General features: G+C 41.8%; 17 protein-coding genes. 9 read left to right on the top strand and 8 right to left on the bottom strand.

The genetic code is table 11. The features are described from left to right. Window positions 1-24 precede the first annotated feature (24 nt). The gene (locus tag A6B40_RS07620; protein ID WP_025343080.1) at window positions 25-291 is read right to left on the bottom strand and encodes a chaperone NapD; all 267 of its coding nucleotides are present in this window, start codon (window positions 289-291) and stop codon (window positions 25-27) included. After that, on the bottom strand, window positions 288-821 hold the full coding sequence (gene napF / locus A6B40_RS07615) for a ferredoxin-type protein NapF (RefSeq protein ID WP_176672333.1): 534 nt from the start codon (window positions 819-821) through the stop codon (window positions 288-290). Before napF ends, A6B40_RS07620 begins: the two co-directional genes overlap by 4 nt. A 175-nt stretch (window positions 822-996) precedes the next feature. Here napF and A6B40_RS07610 point away from each other — a divergent pair, with 175 nt between their 5' ends. Further along, window positions 997-1,569, top strand: coding sequence for an NAD(P)H-dependent oxidoreductase (locus A6B40_RS07610; protein WP_176672332.1), 573 nt, complete (start codon window positions 997-999; stop codon window positions 1,567-1,569). A 57-nt stretch (window positions 1,570-1,626) separates the two neighbouring features. On the opposite strand, the gene ddc is transcribed toward A6B40_RS07610, so the two are convergent. The 5 genes from ddc to radC all read right to left on the bottom strand — a co-directional run bounded on the left by ddc (window position 1,627) and on the right by radC (window position 6,381). Then, a complete protein-coding gene (gene ddc, locus A6B40_RS07605; protein WP_176672030.1) occupies window positions 1,627-3,162 on the bottom strand; it encodes an L-2,4-diaminobutyrate decarboxylase in 1,536 nt (511 codons plus the stop codon). 82 nt (window positions 3,163-3,244) lie between these two features. Further along, window positions 3,245-4,609, bottom strand: coding sequence for a diaminobutyrate--2-oxoglutarate transaminase (locus A6B40_RS07600; RefSeq protein ID WP_025216514.1), 1,365 nt, complete (start codon window positions 4,607-4,609; stop codon window positions 3,245-3,247). 315 nt (window positions 4,610-4,924) lie between these two features. Further along, a complete protein-coding gene (rpmG, locus tag A6B40_RS07595) occupies window positions 4,925-5,095 on the bottom strand; it encodes a 50S ribosomal protein L33 (protein WP_005613503.1) in 171 nt (56 codons plus the stop codon). Window positions 5,096-5,106: 11 nt separating this feature from the next. Continuing rightward, on the bottom strand, window positions 5,107-5,343 hold the full coding sequence (gene rpmB, locus A6B40_RS07590) for a 50S ribosomal protein L28 (protein ID WP_006251446.1): 237 nt from the start codon (window positions 5,341-5,343) through the stop codon (window positions 5,107-5,109). Between the two features lie 339 nt (window positions 5,344-5,682). Then, on the bottom strand, window positions 5,683-6,381 hold the full coding sequence (gene radC / locus A6B40_RS07585) for a RadC family protein (protein ID WP_235068748.1): 699 nt from the start codon (window positions 6,379-6,381) through the stop codon (window positions 5,683-5,685). Window positions 6,382-6,538: 157 nt separating this feature from the next. Here radC and coaBC point away from each other — a divergent pair, with 157 nt between their 5' ends. The 8 genes from coaBC (at window position 6,539) to A6B40_RS07545 (ending at window position 13,519) form a co-directional block, all read left to right on the top strand. After that, the gene (coaBC, locus tag A6B40_RS07580) at window positions 6,539-7,741 is read left to right on the top strand and encodes a bifunctional phosphopantothenoylcysteine decarboxylase/phosphopantothenate--cysteine ligase CoaBC (RefSeq protein ID WP_176672028.1); all 1,203 of its coding nucleotides are present in this window, start codon (window positions 6,539-6,541) and stop codon (window positions 7,739-7,741) included. A 57-nt stretch (window positions 7,742-7,798) separates the two neighbouring features. Continuing rightward, window positions 7,799-8,254, top strand: coding sequence for a dUTP diphosphatase (gene dut / locus A6B40_RS07575; protein WP_025247145.1), 456 nt, complete (start codon window positions 7,799-7,801; stop codon window positions 8,252-8,254). A gap of 12 nt (window positions 8,255-8,266) precedes the next feature. Further along, complete coding sequence (slmA, locus tag A6B40_RS07570) at window positions 8,267-8,872, top strand: nucleoid occlusion factor SlmA (protein ID WP_025216510.1); 606 nt, start codon at window positions 8,267-8,269, stop codon at window positions 8,870-8,872. 1 nt (window position 8,873) lies between these two features. Further along, window positions 8,874-9,092, top strand: coding sequence for a YheU family protein (locus tag A6B40_RS07565; RefSeq protein ID WP_025216509.1), 219 nt, complete (start codon window positions 8,874-8,876; stop codon window positions 9,090-9,092). Between the two features lie 62 nt (window positions 9,093-9,154). Then, window positions 9,155-9,829: a cAMP-activated global transcriptional regulator CRP gene (gene crp / locus A6B40_RS07560; protein ID WP_025216508.1), complete on the top strand. Its 675-nt coding sequence runs from the start codon at window positions 9,155-9,157 to the stop codon at window positions 9,827-9,829. Between the two features lie 97 nt (window positions 9,830-9,926). Then, window positions 9,927-10,955 carry a UDP-N-acetylmuramate dehydrogenase gene (gene murB / locus A6B40_RS07555; protein ID WP_176672027.1) on the top strand — a complete coding sequence of 343 codons (1,029 nt, stop codon included), beginning with the start codon at window positions 9,927-9,929 and terminating at the stop codon, window positions 10,953-10,955. Window positions 10,956-10,973: 18 nt separating this feature from the next. Further along, the gene (locus A6B40_RS07550; RefSeq protein WP_176672026.1) at window positions 10,974-11,735 is read left to right on the top strand and encodes a biotin--[acetyl-CoA-carboxylase] ligase; all 762 of its coding nucleotides are present in this window, start codon (window positions 10,974-10,976) and stop codon (window positions 11,733-11,735) included. A 134-nt stretch (window positions 11,736-11,869) separates the two neighbouring features. Further along, on the top strand, window positions 11,870-13,519 hold the full coding sequence (locus tag A6B40_RS07545) for an ABC transporter substrate-binding protein (RefSeq protein ID WP_176672025.1): 1,650 nt from the start codon (window positions 11,870-11,872) through the stop codon (window positions 13,517-13,519). Between the two features lie 47 nt (window positions 13,520-13,566). Here the strand turns inward: A6B40_RS07545 and ptrA are convergent, their stop codons facing one another. Next, a complete protein-coding gene (gene ptrA, locus A6B40_RS07540) occupies window positions 13,567-16,518 on the bottom strand; it encodes a pitrilysin (protein ID WP_176672023.1) in 2,952 nt (983 codons plus the stop codon). Window positions 16,519-16,575 lie beyond the last annotated feature (57 nt).

Raw genomic sequence — 16,575 nt, 5'->3', positions numbered from 1 at the left:
CCACGTTTGCTTCAAAAATAACTATTACTGTTCATCGATATAGTTTGAGATTAAAGAGACCACAATCACACCTTTAATATCTCTTACTTGATCGATACGATCGGAAAGGGCTAAATGCACATCACTTTCGATCGTTACCACTAATTTGCCTTCTTCCGGTTTTTCTCCGTGAATTTCGGTATACGGAATATTTAGAATATCGGCTTTAACGTCTTCCAATTTTTCCGGTTTTGCTTGCACCACAAGGCTGCATACATACCAGTTTTCGTTTTCAGATAATTTTTCACTCATACTTCATTTACTTGTTGAATATGGATGGCACTTGTCGGGCAAACACTCAAACAAGCTCCACAGCCGTTACAGCTTTCTAAATCTAATATCATTTGGGCGATACCGCCTAAACTCGGGCGAAAGCGGAACACTCGCATTTCACAGCTGTCGCCACAGCTTCGGCATTCTGTTCCCCGTTTCAATAAACAACTATCTTGAATTTCAATTTTGTGATTCCAAGCCTGTTCTGAAACGTCTCGAAACACATCAGCTTCGCAAGATTGCACGCACTTTTCACAGAATGTACATTCGCCTTTGCTGAAATCAATCTCAGGATAACCGCCAGCTCCTTTCACAATAATGCTTGTTTCACAAACCTTAATGCAGTTATCACAAGCGGTGCATTTTTCTAAAAAATTTGCTAAATTAGCCCAAGGCGGACGAATTACCTCATACCCTTGCCGACTGACTTTTTCGCTTTTTAGTGAATCTAAAAACTGCCCTCGTAAAAAGCTACGGCGAGGAAGTGATTGATTAGGATTATTGGTCAAGAAAACACCATTTTTAATACCACTATCATAGACTAAATTATCCAATGTTCACCGGCTATCGTTCATTCCTCAAATGGGGTATTTGCTTAAGTATTCATCAAAACATTGATTTCCATCAAAGAAATTTTCACTAAAATCCTCTATTAGCTATGCAAAAGATAAAAGGTAAGAAATGATGAAACATCTTATTATCTACGCTCATCCCTCAAATCAGAGTTTTAACCACGCCATTTTAGAAAAAGCGATTGAAGCCTCACCACATAATGTGATGGTACGAAATCTCTATCAGCTGAATTTTGACTCCGTTTTGACTTGGAAAGAATTTACTCAAACCCTTTCTCAAGAATACGTTCCTGATATTGCAGTAGAACATCAATATTGGAGGGAAGCCGATGTGATTACGCTGATTTATCCCCTTTGGTGGATGGGTTTTCCGGCGATTTTGAAAGGTTATTTAGACCGTGTATTAAGCTATGATTTCGCCTACTGCAACGGAGAACCTGAAAGCATCGGGCTACTCACTGGCAAGAAAATGCAACAGTTTATCACTATCGGCAATTCCAACGAAAAATATGAAAGAAAAGGGTATTTACAGGCGTTTGATCACACCCTTGGCAAAGGTTTATTTGAGTTCTGCGGTATTGATGATGTCAGAATGCACTATTTCGGCAATGTAGGGCTAAAAGAGACCGATTATGTTGCGATCTTGCAAGAAGTTGAGCAATCTTGTAGGGAAATATTGAAATAAACAAGCGGTTAGATTTGCAAAAAAATTTACAAATCCAACCGCTTCTCTCATTTAAAACTAATCAAGCGGCGGAACGTAAGTGCCATTGGCAATAGCATCTTTAATGCGTTCTGCCTCTGCCAGCACTTGTCCTAACAACGCTTTGACGTTTTCAAGCGTTGCAATCGGGCTTAGAGTGGTCATTTTTAGTGATTGATTATTACCAACTTTCGTTACACCAATATTCGCCTCACCACGAGCAAAGAGTTCGTCCGCCACGTTTTGGTTTAAGGTATCCACCAACTCTGCCGGGTAACCTTCCGGCACGACACGGAATAACACCGAAGCAAATTGTGCCGGCACGAGCATTTCCAAGCCTTTCGTTGAGTTGATGTAGGCTTCCACTTCTTTGGAGAGGTAAACGCCGTGATCGATCATTGAGGCGTATAGATCTTCACCTAAAGCTTCCACCGTAAACCAGAGTTTCAACGCATCAAAACGGCGAGTGGTTTGTAGCGATTTCGCCACCAAGTTTGGTACGCCGTGCTCTTCGTCATATTCCGAGTTGAGGTAGTCCGCTTTATAGTCGATGAAACGGTAGTTCGCTTCGTCTTTTAGCAAGAAAGCACCGCACGAAATCGATTGGAAGAAATGCTTGTGGAAATCAAGGGTGATCGAATCGGTTAGTTCAATACCATCAAGGAAATGACGGAAATCTTTCGATAATAATAACGCTCCGCCCCACGCTGCATCAACGTGAACCCAAGCTTTGTATTCATCGGCTAATTTGCGAATGGCTTTTAAGTCATCAATCGCACCGGCGTCCGTTGTGCCTGCGGTGGCAACGATACACGCCGGGATTTTGCCCTCTGCTTTTAATTGTGCAAGGGTTTTCGCAAGAGCTTCAACGTCCATTTGTGCATTCGCATTTGACGGTACAGTAACAACCGATTGGAAGCCCATTCCCATCATCGCCATATTTTTTTGCACCGAGAAGTGAGCATTTTCAGAGCAAACCACTTTCACTTTTTTCATTGCGTCTGGCGGAATACCATCTGCTTGAACCGACCATTCCGAGCCATCTTCATTTTTCCAATGGTTTGCGATCGCCCAATCACGAGCCAACAACACGCCCATTAAATTGGATTGTGTACCGCCCGAGGTGAACACGCCTGATGTGCCGTTACCGTAGCCGACTTTTTGACGTAGCCAGTCGATCAAATGCTCTTCCATAATTGAACCGGCTGGGCTTTGATCCCAAGAGTCCATTGATTGGTTGGTGGCATTAATCAACACTTCTGCAATTTGGCTGGTGACCATTGTCGGGCAATGCAAGTGAGCCAGCGAGTGTGGGTGGTGAACTTTCAGGCTTGGGTTGAGGAAAATCTCCACCAAATGTTCAAGGGATTTTTGCACTCCCTCGCCCTCTTTGGTTGGCTTGAAACCGTCAATCAAAGCACGCATTTGCTTGATTGAACCGCCCGTGTACATTTTCTCGTTTTTCAACCAATCTGAAACGGCTTTTACTGCATTATTCATTGCCGATTCATAATCTGCAATAGATTTTGGATCACTACAGAATAAGGATTGTCTGTGTTTGGAAATATTTGTCATTTTAATTATCTCAACCATTTACAATACAAGCGGTCAAAATTTGCAGTTTTTTTGCAAATCTAACCGCTTGCATTATCAAAAATTAACCACGTACTGCTTTCACAGCTTCAGCGACTGATTGTTTAAAGCGTTTAATAAACTCTTCACATTCTGCTTGAGTGATGTTTACTGCACAAAGCACACGTACCACGTTTCCGCCACGCCCGCCGCGTTCTAGTAGTAATCGGTTTTTGAAACAATATTTCTGAATAGCTACCGCTAAGTCACAATCACGCGGGTAAGCTCCTGTTGCGTCTTTTGGTTGGCGTTCGTCCACAATGTCGATCCCCATCATTAAACCTTTGCCACGCACATTACCGATACATGGGAACTCTTGGCTTAATTCAGTTAGGGCTTTAGTTAAGTACTCACCACGCTCTTTCGCATTTTGAGCTAGGTTTTCTTCACGCATAATTTTGAGAGAAACATAGCCTGTCGCCATTGCTAATTGGTTACCACGGAAGGTGCCTGTGTGTCCTGCCGGCTGCCACGCATCAAACTCTTTTTTGATCGCTAATACCGCTAATGGCAAACTACCACCAATAGCTTTTGACATTACCACGATATCCGGTTCAATGCCTGCGTGTTCAAAGGCGAACATTTTGCCTGAACGGCAGAAGCCTGCTTGAACTTCATCAACAATCATTAAAATACCGTGTTTTTGGGTCACTTCACGCACTTTTTGTAAGAAGCTGATCGGAGCCGGCACCACGCCGCCCTCGCCTTGGATCGCTTCTAGAATGACTGCAGCTGGTTTTACCACACCGCTTTCAACATCTTCGATGAAATTCTCAAAGTAATGCTCAACCGCTTTCGCACCTGCTTCGCCACCAATGCCGAACGGACAACGGTATTCGTGTGGATAAGGCATAAATTGTACACCAGGCATTAAGCCTTGCACCGCATTTTTCGCACTTAAGTTCCCAGTTAAAGATAACGCACCGTGAGTCATTCCGTGGAAACCGCCTGAGAATGCAATTACGTTGCCACGACCTGTGAAGGTTTTTGCTAATTTAATCGCAGCTTCATTCGCATCAGCCCCAGTTGGGCCTGTGAATTGAAGGATATATTGATCTTTCGGGAAAAATGAAAGTAATTCTTCAGTGAAAGCATCTTTTAATGGCGTAGTAATATCTAAAGAGTGTAAAGGTAAACCACTGTCTAAAACATCTTTAATCGCTTGGATTAATTTAGGGTGGTTATGCCCTAATGCAAGCGTTCCTGCACCTGCTAAAAAATCGAGGTATTCATTGCCTTCAACATCAGTTACCCAAACACCTTGTGCTTTTTGGTAAGCAAACGGCAATTTACGCGGATAACTACGCACGTTTGATTCCATTGCATCTTGGCGATCTAAAAAGTATTGGTTTGAAGCAAGAACTGCTTGAATAGGAGTTTTAATTGTCATTGAAATAAACCTTCTAAAAGAGGTGAAAAAAATAAGTCGGGTGCCTTGCGGGGGAAGCCTAAGCTCTCGAATCCTGAAAGACTCGGTGCCTTGGGGCATTTGACTCGCTACTTATTAAAAAAAGCGTTTCAGCTTTTTTGTTTTTACCCTATTTGTCCCAAGATAGGATAGGTTGGAAACAAACTTAAATGTAGGGTTACATTTAAGAGGCGTAATGATACCGTTTTTTTTTGAAAAGGGAAGGGGTTTTTCCTCAAAGAGGACAATTAAAATAAAAAACCCAGCGAATGCTGGGTTTTTTATTTTAAAGCAAAATTATTTGATTTTTGCTTCTTTGTAGATAACGTGTTTACGCACAACTGGATCAAATTTTTTGATTTCCATTTTTTCTGGCATATTACGTTTGTTTTTGTCTGTTGTGTAGAAGTGGCCAGTTTCTGCTGTAGAAACTAAACGGATTTTCTCACGAGCGCCTTTAGCTGCCATTTTTTAGCTCCTTAGATTTTTTCGCCACGAGCACGGATTTCAGCTAATACTGCATCAATGCCTTTTTTATCGATAATACGCATACCTTTCGCTGTTAAGCGTAAAGTTACGAAACGGTTTTCGCTCTCAACCCAGAAACGGTGAGTGTGAAGGTTTGGTAAGAAACGACGTTTAGTCGCATTCATTGCGTGTGAGCGGTTGTTACCAACTGCTGGACGCTTGCCGGTTACTTGGCAAACTCTTGACATTTGAATTTCTCCAATAATTTTAAGCTTAAAAATGGTTCGGGCGATCTCACAAAAGGCGTTGCTCAACCAACCCCTCCGATTTTGATTGCCTCGTCAGGCATTAACCCGACCACAGTCTATGTAATAAAGACTGCGGATTATACAGCCTTCATTCGTTATATTCAAGTAGAATTTATATGCGTATCTTTTTACTATTTCAGGAAAAATATTAAAGAGAGAACGAAACAAGCTGTCACAAAAAGCATCGCTTTTGAACGTTGGCTTTGCCAACGGCAGCGAAGCTGTGAACAATCCTTACAAAGGATTGTGAATAATTTTCTAACAAAATTTTGCAAAAACTTAATGAGTTTGAATATCTAACTTTTCTTCCTCAAACGAAAAATAATCTCCTTTTCCCACAATAATATGATCGACAAAGCGAATATCCACCAACTCACACGCCATTTCTATCTTCTTCGTTAGACTTCTATCTGACTCACTTGGCAAGCAAGAACCAGAGGGGTGATTATGTGCCACAATAATAGCCGCAGCATTATATTTCAACGCTCTTTTGATAATTTCTCGTGGGTGAACGGCGGTTTGGTTTATTGTGCCAAAGAACATTTTCTCTTTATAAATTAAACGGTTTTGATTATCCAAAAACAATACCATAAACACTTCTCGCTCTTCTTCCTCTAATTCTGTTTGAAAATACATTATTGCCATATAAGGAGCTTGAATCATCTCACTAAATTCCATTTGTTGAGCCAAATAGCGTTTAGTCATTTCTTTGGAGGCTTGTAACTGAATATATTTCGTTTTACCTAATCCATAAATTTTACAAAATTCATCAATATCGGCATTGAGTAATTGACGCAATGAACCAAACACCATTAATACGCTTTCTGCCAATGTCATTACAGGGACATCTTTTGTACCTGTCCGTAAGAAAATTGCTAATAATTCCGCATCTGTTAAAGCTGCTGCCCCGTGAGTTAATAATTTCTCACGCGGCATTATCGTTGGCTCTTGAGAGTCTTCATCAAAAAAATCGTTCATTTTTTCCTCCATCAATTTCGTTAAGCATAAAAGAGCCAACCTTTGCAGACAAAAGGATTTATTCAATTTTTCGAGCCAGATCGCAAAAATAGTTTTGTTGTGAGCAATTACTTATTCCGTTAAAATAGGCAAAAAATTCAAGTCAAAGGAAATTAGGATGTTACAAAATAAAAAAATTTTAGTGGGCATTACAGGAGGAATTGCCGCTTACAAAACCATTGAATTTATCCGCCACTTAAAAAAGGCAAATGCGGAAGTACGAGTAGTCTTAACCCCTGCCGCAGAGGCTTTTGTAACGCCTTTAACCTTACAGGCAATTTCAGGTAATGCCGTTTCTACTTCCCTACTCGACCCTCAAGCCGAGCTGGCAATGGGGCATATTGAATTAGCAAAATGGGCGGATTTAGTGGTAATTGCCCCTGCAAGTGCTGATTTTATCGCTCGGCTGCGAGTGGGAATGGGAAATGATTTGCTCTCCACTATTTGCCTTGCGACTGCAAGCCCTATACTGCTTGCTCCTGCAATGAATCAACAAATGTATAAACAACTGGCGGTACAAGAGAATATCACTACCCTCATCTTTCGTGGGATGCAATTTATCGGTCCTAACAATGGTTTCCAAGCCTGTGGTGATGTAGGAGCCGGGCGTATGTCTGAACCCGAAGAAATCTACCAAGCCGTGCTGGCTCACTTCGCTAAAAATCAAGATTTACAAGGTTTGAATGTAACTATTACCGCAGGCCCGACTCGTGAGGCTATCGACCCTGTACGTTATATCAGCAATCATAGCTCCGGCAAAATGGGCTACTCCATAGCCAAAGCCTTTGCCGAACGTGGGGCGAACGTAACGCTGATTAGTGGACCGGTGAATTTACCAACACCCGATAATGTTGAACGCATTGATGTGCAATCCGCTTTAGAAATGGAGCAGCAAGCGGTCAAATTTGCTCAAAAATCTGCAATTTTCATCGGCTGTGCGGCGGTGGCAGATTATCGAATGGCGGAAGTTTCCAACCAAAAAATCAAGAAAACCGATGACAGTGATGAACTCACACTCAAACTAGTCAAAAACCCCGATATTATCGCTAATGTTGCTAATCTTGCAGAAAATCGCCCCTTTGTGGTTGGTTTTGCAGCAGAAACACAAAATGTAGCGGAATATGCCAAATCAAAACTGCAACGCAAAAACCTCGATATGATTTGTGCGAATGATGTTTCAGGTGGGCAAGTGTTCGGGCAGGATCAAAACTCGCTTCATTTGTTCTGGAAAAACGGAGAGAAAAAATTACCGCTAGCGGATAAAAATAAGCTGGCGGAAAATTTAGTACACGAAATAATAGAACGTTATCGAAACAAATAAATTAGGTGTTTTTACAAGCGGTCAAAAAAGATAAAAAATTTACAAAAAGGATAAACAATGAAACAGATCGATTTAAAAATTTTAGATAGCCGTATCGGAGCGGAATTCCCGCTTCCGGCTTATGCGACAACGGGTTCAGCAGGCTTGGATTTGCGAGCGATGATCAACGAACCGCTAACAGTAAAAGCAGGCGAAACCGTTTTGATCCCAACAGGGATTTCGATTTATATTGCAGATCCAAACTTAGCTGCGGTGATCTTACCCAGATCTGGCTTAGGGCATAAAAACGGGATCGTGTTAGGTAACTTAGTTGGGCTGATCGATAGCGACTATCAAGGTCCGTTAATGGTTTCGCTTTGGAACAGAAGTAAAGAAGATTTTACCGTCAATGTGGGCGACCGTATCGCTCAGCTGGTTTTTGTGCCAATCGTTCAAGCAAATTTTAATATTGTGCAAGATTTTGAACAAACCGAACGTGGCGAAGGTGGTTTCGGGCATTCGGGTAAGCAGTAATCGGGAAGAAAAATGACAGAACCAAAAATCAAGATGCCGAAAAAATCCGTGGTGGAACGCCGCCAACAAGTGTTGGAAGTTTTAATCGGCTTATTAAATTCTGAAGATGGAATGCAGCGTGTAACCACCGAGCGTTTAGCAGCGGCCGTGGGGGTATCGGAAGGAGCGTTATATCGCTATTTTCCAAGCAAAACAAAAATGTTTGAAGCACTCATAGAGAAAATTGAGCAAACACTTACCAGCTATATTCACGCCAATAAACGCCAAGATAGCAGTGCAAATTCAGTACGAGCCATTCTTTATACTATTTTAGAATTTGCTCGTAAAAATCCGGGCGTAACCCGTATTCTGACAGGACACGCCTTAATGTTTGAAGAGAATATGCTGAAAGCTCGTGTTGCCAAATTCTTTGATAATTTGGAATTACAATTTGCCAATATCTTACAACTTAGCAAATTACGTGAACGCAAATCCTTTGAAGATGAGCGTGCATTGGCGGGTTATTTGGTAAATTTTTGCGAAGGGCAATTTTTACGTTTGGTTCGCTCAAATTTCAGCTATAACCAGCATCAACATTTTGAAAAACAGTGGGCATTTATTAAGCCTTTATTCGACTAATATGATTATACCTTGGCAGGACTTAGAGGAATCCACATTACATAATATACTGGATTCTTTCATTTTACGGGAAGGCACAGACTACGGTGAAACCGAGCTTTCTTTGGAAGAAAAAAGAGAACGCTTACTCTCCCAACTAAAGGCCGATAAAGTGGTCATCGTTTGGTCTGAATTGCACGAAAGCCTTGATATTAAAGACAAAAAATCTTTCTTAGGCTAATAGTTAATTTCGTGCTAGAATCTCAAAAATTTAATCTAGTATAAAGAGTTATAGGAAATACTATGCAAGATATGACGCTCTCAACAGCACCACTTGAAAATGTAACACCTCCGCCCTCGATTCACGACCCAGCGGTTGAGTGGTTTTTAACCCACTGTCATATCCATCGTTATCCTGCTAAATATACGTTAATTCATGCAGGTGAAGATGCTCAATCTCTTTTTTATATTGTAAATGGTTCTGTATCTGTTTACATCAAGGATGATGAAACTAGAGAGATGCTTTTAACTAACTTAGGCACAGGCGAGTTTGTGGGCGAGTTAAGTCTATTTGAGGAAAAAGTGCAGCAACGCACTGCTTATGTTCGCACCAAAGGACCTTGCGAAATTGCAGAAATCTCCTATAAAAAATTCAAACAACTTGTGCATTTAAATCCTGATATTTTGATGTACCTCTCCGCCCAAATGGCTCGCCGTTTACGCCAAACTTCACGCCAAGTAGGTAATCTTGCCTTTTTAGACGTTGCAGGACGCATTGCCCAAACCTTGCTAAACTTGGCCAAAATGCCGGACGCCATGACTCACCCACAAGGTATGCAGATCAAAATTACCCGCCAAGAAATCGGGCAAATGGTCGGCTGCTCGCGTGAAACTGTTGGACGCATTATGAAAATGTTGGAAGACGAAGGTTTGATCTCCGCCCACGGCAAAACTATTGTGGTATTTGGAGCTAGATAAGATCATTTAGAGGCAGCAGTTAGGCTGCCTCTATAATTGCAAAATACCGCTCAAAAATCACCGCTTGTATTCCATCTCCATACAACCCAATTGAATTATGAAACAGAGTTTAACCCCTTTCCACACATTCCATTTACCTGCAAAAGCAGCACAAATTATTGAATTTACCAGCGTTGAGCAGCTGCTTACCGAATGGCAAAACGCCTTTCACGCCAACCAGCCGATTTTAATTCTCGGGCAGGGCTCGAACGTGCTATTTTTAGACGATTTTGACGGTGTGGTTTTAGTCAATAAACTGAAAGGGATTGAACACCGTGAAGATGAGCAATTTCACTATTTACACGTTCAAGGCGGTGAAAATTGGCACGAATTAGTGAAATGGACGTTAGACCGCAATATGGCAGGCTTGGAAAATTTAGCCTTAATTCCGGGCGTGGCAGGCTCTGCTCCAATTCAAAATATCGGGGCGTACGGCGTGGAATTTGAGCGAGTGTGCGATTTTGTCGAAGTGCTGAATTTACGCACTGGCGAACGTTTCACCTTGAGCAAAGCCGAATGCGAATTTGGCTACCGCGAAAGCGTGTTCAAACACCAATATCGTGATGAATTTGCGATTATTTCAGTCGGCTTAAAATTGGTGAAAGCGTGGCAGCCAGTGCTCAGTTACGGCTCACTTACCCAATTTGATCCGCAAACCGTCACGCCAAAACAGGTATTTGATGAAGTCTGTGCGGTACGCTCGTCCAAATTGCCGAACCCAGACGAATTTGGCAATGCCGGCAGTTTCTTCAAAAATCCGGTGATTCCTGCCGCACAATTTGCCGAAATTCAAGCCAAATTTCCGACAATACCAAATTATCAACAAGCCGATGGCACGGTAAAACTCGCCGCCGGTTGGTTGATTGATCAAGCAGAACTAAAAGGCGTCCAAATTGGCGGGGCGGCAGTGCATACCCAACAAGCCTTAGTACTGATTAATAAAGCGAACGCTACAGGAAAGGATGTTGCTACATTAGCGAAAACGGTCCGCCAAAAAGTGCGAGAAAAATTCGGTGTGGAAATCGTGCCGGAAGTCCGTTTTATGGGCAAAAATGGCGAAGTGGACAGCGACCAAATCACTCGCTAAACCGGCCAAGGGGGCAAAATGAAACTCAACCAATCCCAAATCCAACAAGCCTTAATTTGTGGCAAAGCCATCGTGTTTGATGAAATTGATTCCACGAATGAATATTTGCTCACCCATCATCAAGAGCTCGAAAACGGCACGGTTTGCCTAGCGGAAAAACAGACCGCGGGGCGTGGCAGGCGGGGGCGGACGTGGTATTCGCCCAAGAGCGAAAATCTCTATTTCTCGATTTTATGGCATTATTCAGCGGAAGATGCCGCTAATTTGCCCTCGCTTAGTTTGGTGGTGTCACTAATTATTGCCGAAAGCCTGCAAGCTCAAAATGTGGCAGATATTCAGATCAAATGGCCGAACGACATTTACTACCAAGGCAAAAAAATGGGCGGCATTTTGCTCGAAAGCAAAGCTAGCCGCAACGGTTTGAATTTGGTGATTGGCATCGGCTTGAATTTAGGAATGACGAAAGTGGATGAAAGTGTGGTGACTCAAGCGTGGGCAGATTTATCGCAATACCATTTCAACCGTAACCAACTCGCTTGCCAGCTCGCCTTCGAGTTACAAAAAAATCTCAAAATTTACCCGCTTGTCGGTTTCTCCCACTACGCCGAACGCTGGCAAGCATTCGATATTTTCCGCCATAAAGCGGTAAAACTCGTCACCGAATCCAACGAAATCCACGGCATCTCGCTCGGCATTAACGAACAAGGCGAATTACTGCTCCAACAAGGCGAAACCGTACAAAGTTTTGGTATTGGCGAAGTGTCACTTCGGGCGGATTAGTTTCTTACAAGGCAGTCATATTTCTCCTATATTTTTATATCGTTTCGTTATAGCAGAATACCTTTTTGTTCTTTACTCTTGATATAAGAAAGAGTACCCTCTTCCTAATTAGCTCTAAACTTATCGGAGAAACTATGAAATTTTCAACTTTAACCAAAATCAGTGCAAGTGTGTTGGTGGCATTATCCTTAACAGCTTGTGATGATAAAGCAAGCGACAATAAAACCGCTTCAGCCCCAGCAGCAAAACCGGCTGTAGAGAAAACTTTTGTAAACTGCGTGAGTCGTTCGCCGACGGGCTTTAGCCCGATTTTAGTGATGGACGGTTTGTCTTATAACGCAAGCTCACAACAAATTTATAACCGCTTGGTGGAATTTGTTCCAGGTACAACCGATATCGAACCGGCATTAGCAGAAAGCTGGAAAATCAGCGAAGATGGTTTAACTTACACCTTCAAATTACGCCAAGGCGTGAAATTCCACTCAAACAAAGATTTCACCCCAAGCCGTAACTTCAACGCAGATGACGTGGTGTTCTCATTCAACCGCCAGCTAGATAAAAATCACCCATACCATACGGTTTCTAAAGCAACTTATCCGTACTTCAATGCGATGAAATTCCCAACATTATTGAAATCGGTGGAGAAATTAGACGACAACACAGTGCGTATTACCTTAACCAAACGTGATGCTTCGTTCTTATCAAGCCTTGGTATGGATTTCACCTCAATTTATTCGGCGGAATATGCGGATAAAATGATGAAAGCTGGCACGCCAGAATTGGTGGATACTACCCCAATCGGCACAGGTCCGTTTGTATTTAGTGGCTATGTATTAGACCAAGCAAGCCGCTATGTGGCGAATAAAGAGTATTGGAAAGGCAAGCCGGATATCGACCGCTTGATCTTTGAAATCGTGCCGGATGCAACTGCTCGTTATGCGAAACTACAGGCAGGTCAGTGCGATTTAATGGACTTCCCGAATGCAACCGACATTGAGAAAATGAAAACTGATCCGAAGGTGAATTTATTATCTCAACCGGGCTTAAATATCGCTTATGTGGCGTTCAATACCGAAAAAGCGCCATTTGATAACGTGAAAGTTCGTCAAGCGTTAAATTTAGCGGTAGATAAAAAAGCGATCATTGATGTGGTTTATCAAGGCAACGGCTTTGCGGCGAAAAACCCTCTTCCACCAACGATTTGGGGCTACAACGACAGCTTACCTGAGTCTGAATACAACATCGAAAAAGCGAAACAGTTATTAGCGGAAGCAGGCTTCCCGAACGGTTTTGAAACCGATTTATGGGTGCAACCGGTTGTGCGTGCTTCTAACCCGAACCCACGCCGTATGTCAGAAATCATTCAAGCTGACTGGGCGAAAATCGGTGTGAAAGCGAACTTAGTAACCTACGAATGGGGCGATTACATCAAGCGCACCAAAGCAGGCGAATTAACTGCGGGGACTTACGGTTGGTCTGGTGACAATGGTGACCCGGATAACTTCTTATCACCACTGTTCGGCACGCCAAATGTGGGCAACAGCAACTACGCACGCTTCAGCAATCCAGAGTTAGATGCGTTATTGGAAAAAGCGTTAGGTTCATCTGATAAAGCAGAACGCACCAAATTATACGAACAGGCTCAAGTGATTTTGCGTGAGCAAGCACCTTGGATTAACGTAGCTCACTCAATTAACTTTGCTCCAACTAGCAAACGTGTAGAAGGCTACAAACAAAGCCCATTCGGATATACTTACTTATATCCTGTGAAGATTGTAGATTAATGAAATCAGAGATAAACAAAAGCCACCGAAAGGTGGCTTTTTTCTACTTAGTAGTCTTTAATGTCAAATTCTCGTTGTAGCTTTTCAATGCTTTCAACTTGTTCGAAATCGTTAAACTTCGCTACATCTTCTGCTTTGGTTTTTGTGCCGACAGCTTGGCTAACGAATACTAAACCTTTCTGATCGATGACCGCTTTTTGGTAAAACGCTACAATATCTGCCTTAGTTAGCCCTTTAGTTAGCTCAATCACTTGTTGCAAGCGGTCAAATTTCGCATTATTTCTGCTAAAGTCTGAACCAAATTCGGCAAATTCTTCTGCTAAAGATTCTGGCTTATATTGCAGTTTTTCGACCAAGCTATTGCGATATTTTACAAATTCATCATCAGATAAATTCTGTAAACGCTCGAAGCTTTCTTTAAAGAAACGCTTGTTATGTTCTAAAATCCCTGCCGGCGTCGTATTTGGGCTTTGCACCATAAACTGAATGCCTGAGGTTTTACCAACAGCCGTATGAGTTGCATACACCACATAACCAAGTTGTTTGTCGGTACGCAAATCATCGAAATACCAGCGAGAAACAATATCTCTCAGCAATCTGGCTCTTACTACACCCTCTAATTCTGCATAGCCATTTGGCAAGAATGCCATTAACAAGGCGTTGTCTTCATTCGGTACGTTTTTAATGAAATTGAGCTTACGGTTGCTTTCATTAATATCAAGATACTGCCCTGTTGCATTTGCAGATTTTTGGTTTTTTATGACCGCTTGTACTTCGTTTGAAAGTGTGGAAACCTGCTCATTTGATAAATTCCCGACCGAAAGTAGCTTAAAGCCTGTGGCATCATTCAAAATACGTTGACGGAGTTTTTGCACATCATCTAGCGTGATTTGGTCGATCATTTTGCGTTGTTTCGCTATCTCAAAATAAGGATAGCTTGCAAAAGACGTTAATGCCGCATTCGCTTGATTAAGACTATTTTCTTTCTCGCTACGATCTAAAACTTGGTGTAAATGTTGTTTAGCCTGAGCTAATATGTCTTCATCAAGCTCAAAAGTACTGAACTGTTTGATGCTATCTAAAATCAATTTGCTTAGATTTTGCGTATAACCTTCCGCACTCGCCACCAAACCATTTGCCGCTGGGGCTAAACTTAAATTCATACCCGCGACAGAAGACTGGAAATCGAGCTTGGTTTGTGCCAAGTTATTCATATAACCCAAAATTGATGCTGCAGTTTCTGTTTTTAAATCGTCCTGTCTTGGATGAATGTTAAATACCATACTGATTTTGGCTTTCGGATCAGTCGCAAAATGCATACTCGGCATCGCATAAATCAACTCACCTTGTTTTTCAGCTAATAATTTTGGCTTAGTCAGCCCTTTTTCTACCGCATTTAACGAGAAATCTGTGGTGAAATAAGGATTTAACTCAGGTAAATTAAGCGTTGGATTTTGGCTGAAATCCAGCCATTTTTGTTTTTGAGCCTCGCTGATTTTTGCCACCGAATAGCCTGCCTCAAAATGTGGTGTTTTCTTATCCGTTACTGCATTATCACTCACTAACATAATACGGGCATTGTCGATATTCATTTCCGCTAATTTCGCTTTAATTGCCTCATTATCCATCGTTTCCGCCACATAAGGTTGGTCGATAACGTGTTCTAACGGAAAATAGAGCATTTGGTCGGTAATGAACTCCACAAAGTCCATATTTTTCTCAACTTGTAGATGTTGGAAATCTTGTTTCAGGCTCTCTTTCACTTCATTGAAATAGCTTTCTTGAATACCTTCTTGTTTGATTTTTTCAATTTGTTGGAACACAAGAGAAATCACTTTATCTTGCTCAGCCAAGCCTTTATCGGTTAGCTCAATATAAATATCAAATGAACTACGATCTCGCCCAATGTTTGCGGTATTTACCGCTTCAATACCGCCATCAGATAACCCTTGCTTAATTAAATAATCTGACAATGTGCCATCGGTATTATTATTCAGCACATAAGCGATATATTCGCCGGTTTTGTGCTTAAAGTGCATTTCATCATTTGGGAAATCAAAGCCAACCACGAGCATTTTAGTCGATTTCACCGGCTTATATTGAATAAAAACCGATTTATCTTCCGCTCGGTAAAGTGGCTCAACCATTTGAGGCACACTTAGGTTTTTGTTTTCCATTTTGCCTAACGTATTTACTGCTAATTTCGTCATCTGCTCAATCGACTGATTGGAATAAAGCACCACTTTAAACAAATTCGCTGAATAATTCTCTTGGTAGAATTTCTCCAGCTCGGTTTGCAATTTGCTATTCGGCTTGTCAGATAATGTCTCTTTGTTCCCAACCGCAAATTTTGTAGCAGGGTGAGCTGGGTTTGCAGTAGCTAAATTTACGCTATGCAACAAATGGCCATCATGGGATTTCGCACGTACCATCTCAGCGTTTACCGCATTTACTTCTTTTTTCGCATTGGTTTCAAGTAGAAGAGGAAAGGCGAGTGTGTCCGCCAACCGTGCCACGGCCTCACTAAACGCCTCATTATTCACTTGTAAATAATAAGCAGTACGGTGAGAGGCAGTAGACGCATTATTCATTCCCCCGTTTTTGTTCAAAAAGCCGTCTAAGCTGTTGGTTTCAGGGTAGTTTTTTGAGCCCATCAAAATCATATGCTCAAGATAGTGAGCTAACCCTTGCTGAGAAACAGGATCGTCCATCGAGCCAATCGGAATAATGGCAGACATTAGCGATTTATTCGCTTGGCTATCTGAAATAAGTAGTACCTCCATACCATTATCCAGTTTGATACCTTGATAAATCGCCTTATCATTCGGGCTTTTATTAATGCTCTGCTTAATTAACTCAAAGCCTTGCTGGCTCTGGAATTGTATTTGACTAGCGATCGTTTTTTCCGAATTTTTTGCAACATCTGCAAAGGCTGGATAAGTCATTACATTAACAGCAAAAGCGGCTGCCAGTAATTTAGTTAGAATAGATAATTTCATACATCTCCTTTTGAAATTAAAATTTGTCGTAATTTATTGACAGTAAAATGAAAGAAA

Origin of the sequence: Mannheimia varigena, from assembly GCF_013377235.1 — a bacterium.
Classification (GTDB): Bacteria; Pseudomonadota; Gammaproteobacteria; order Enterobacterales; family Pasteurellaceae; genus Mannheimia; species Mannheimia varigena.
Note: the sequence above shows the minus strand (reverse complement) of the source record. Positions and strands in the feature narration are given on the sequence as shown.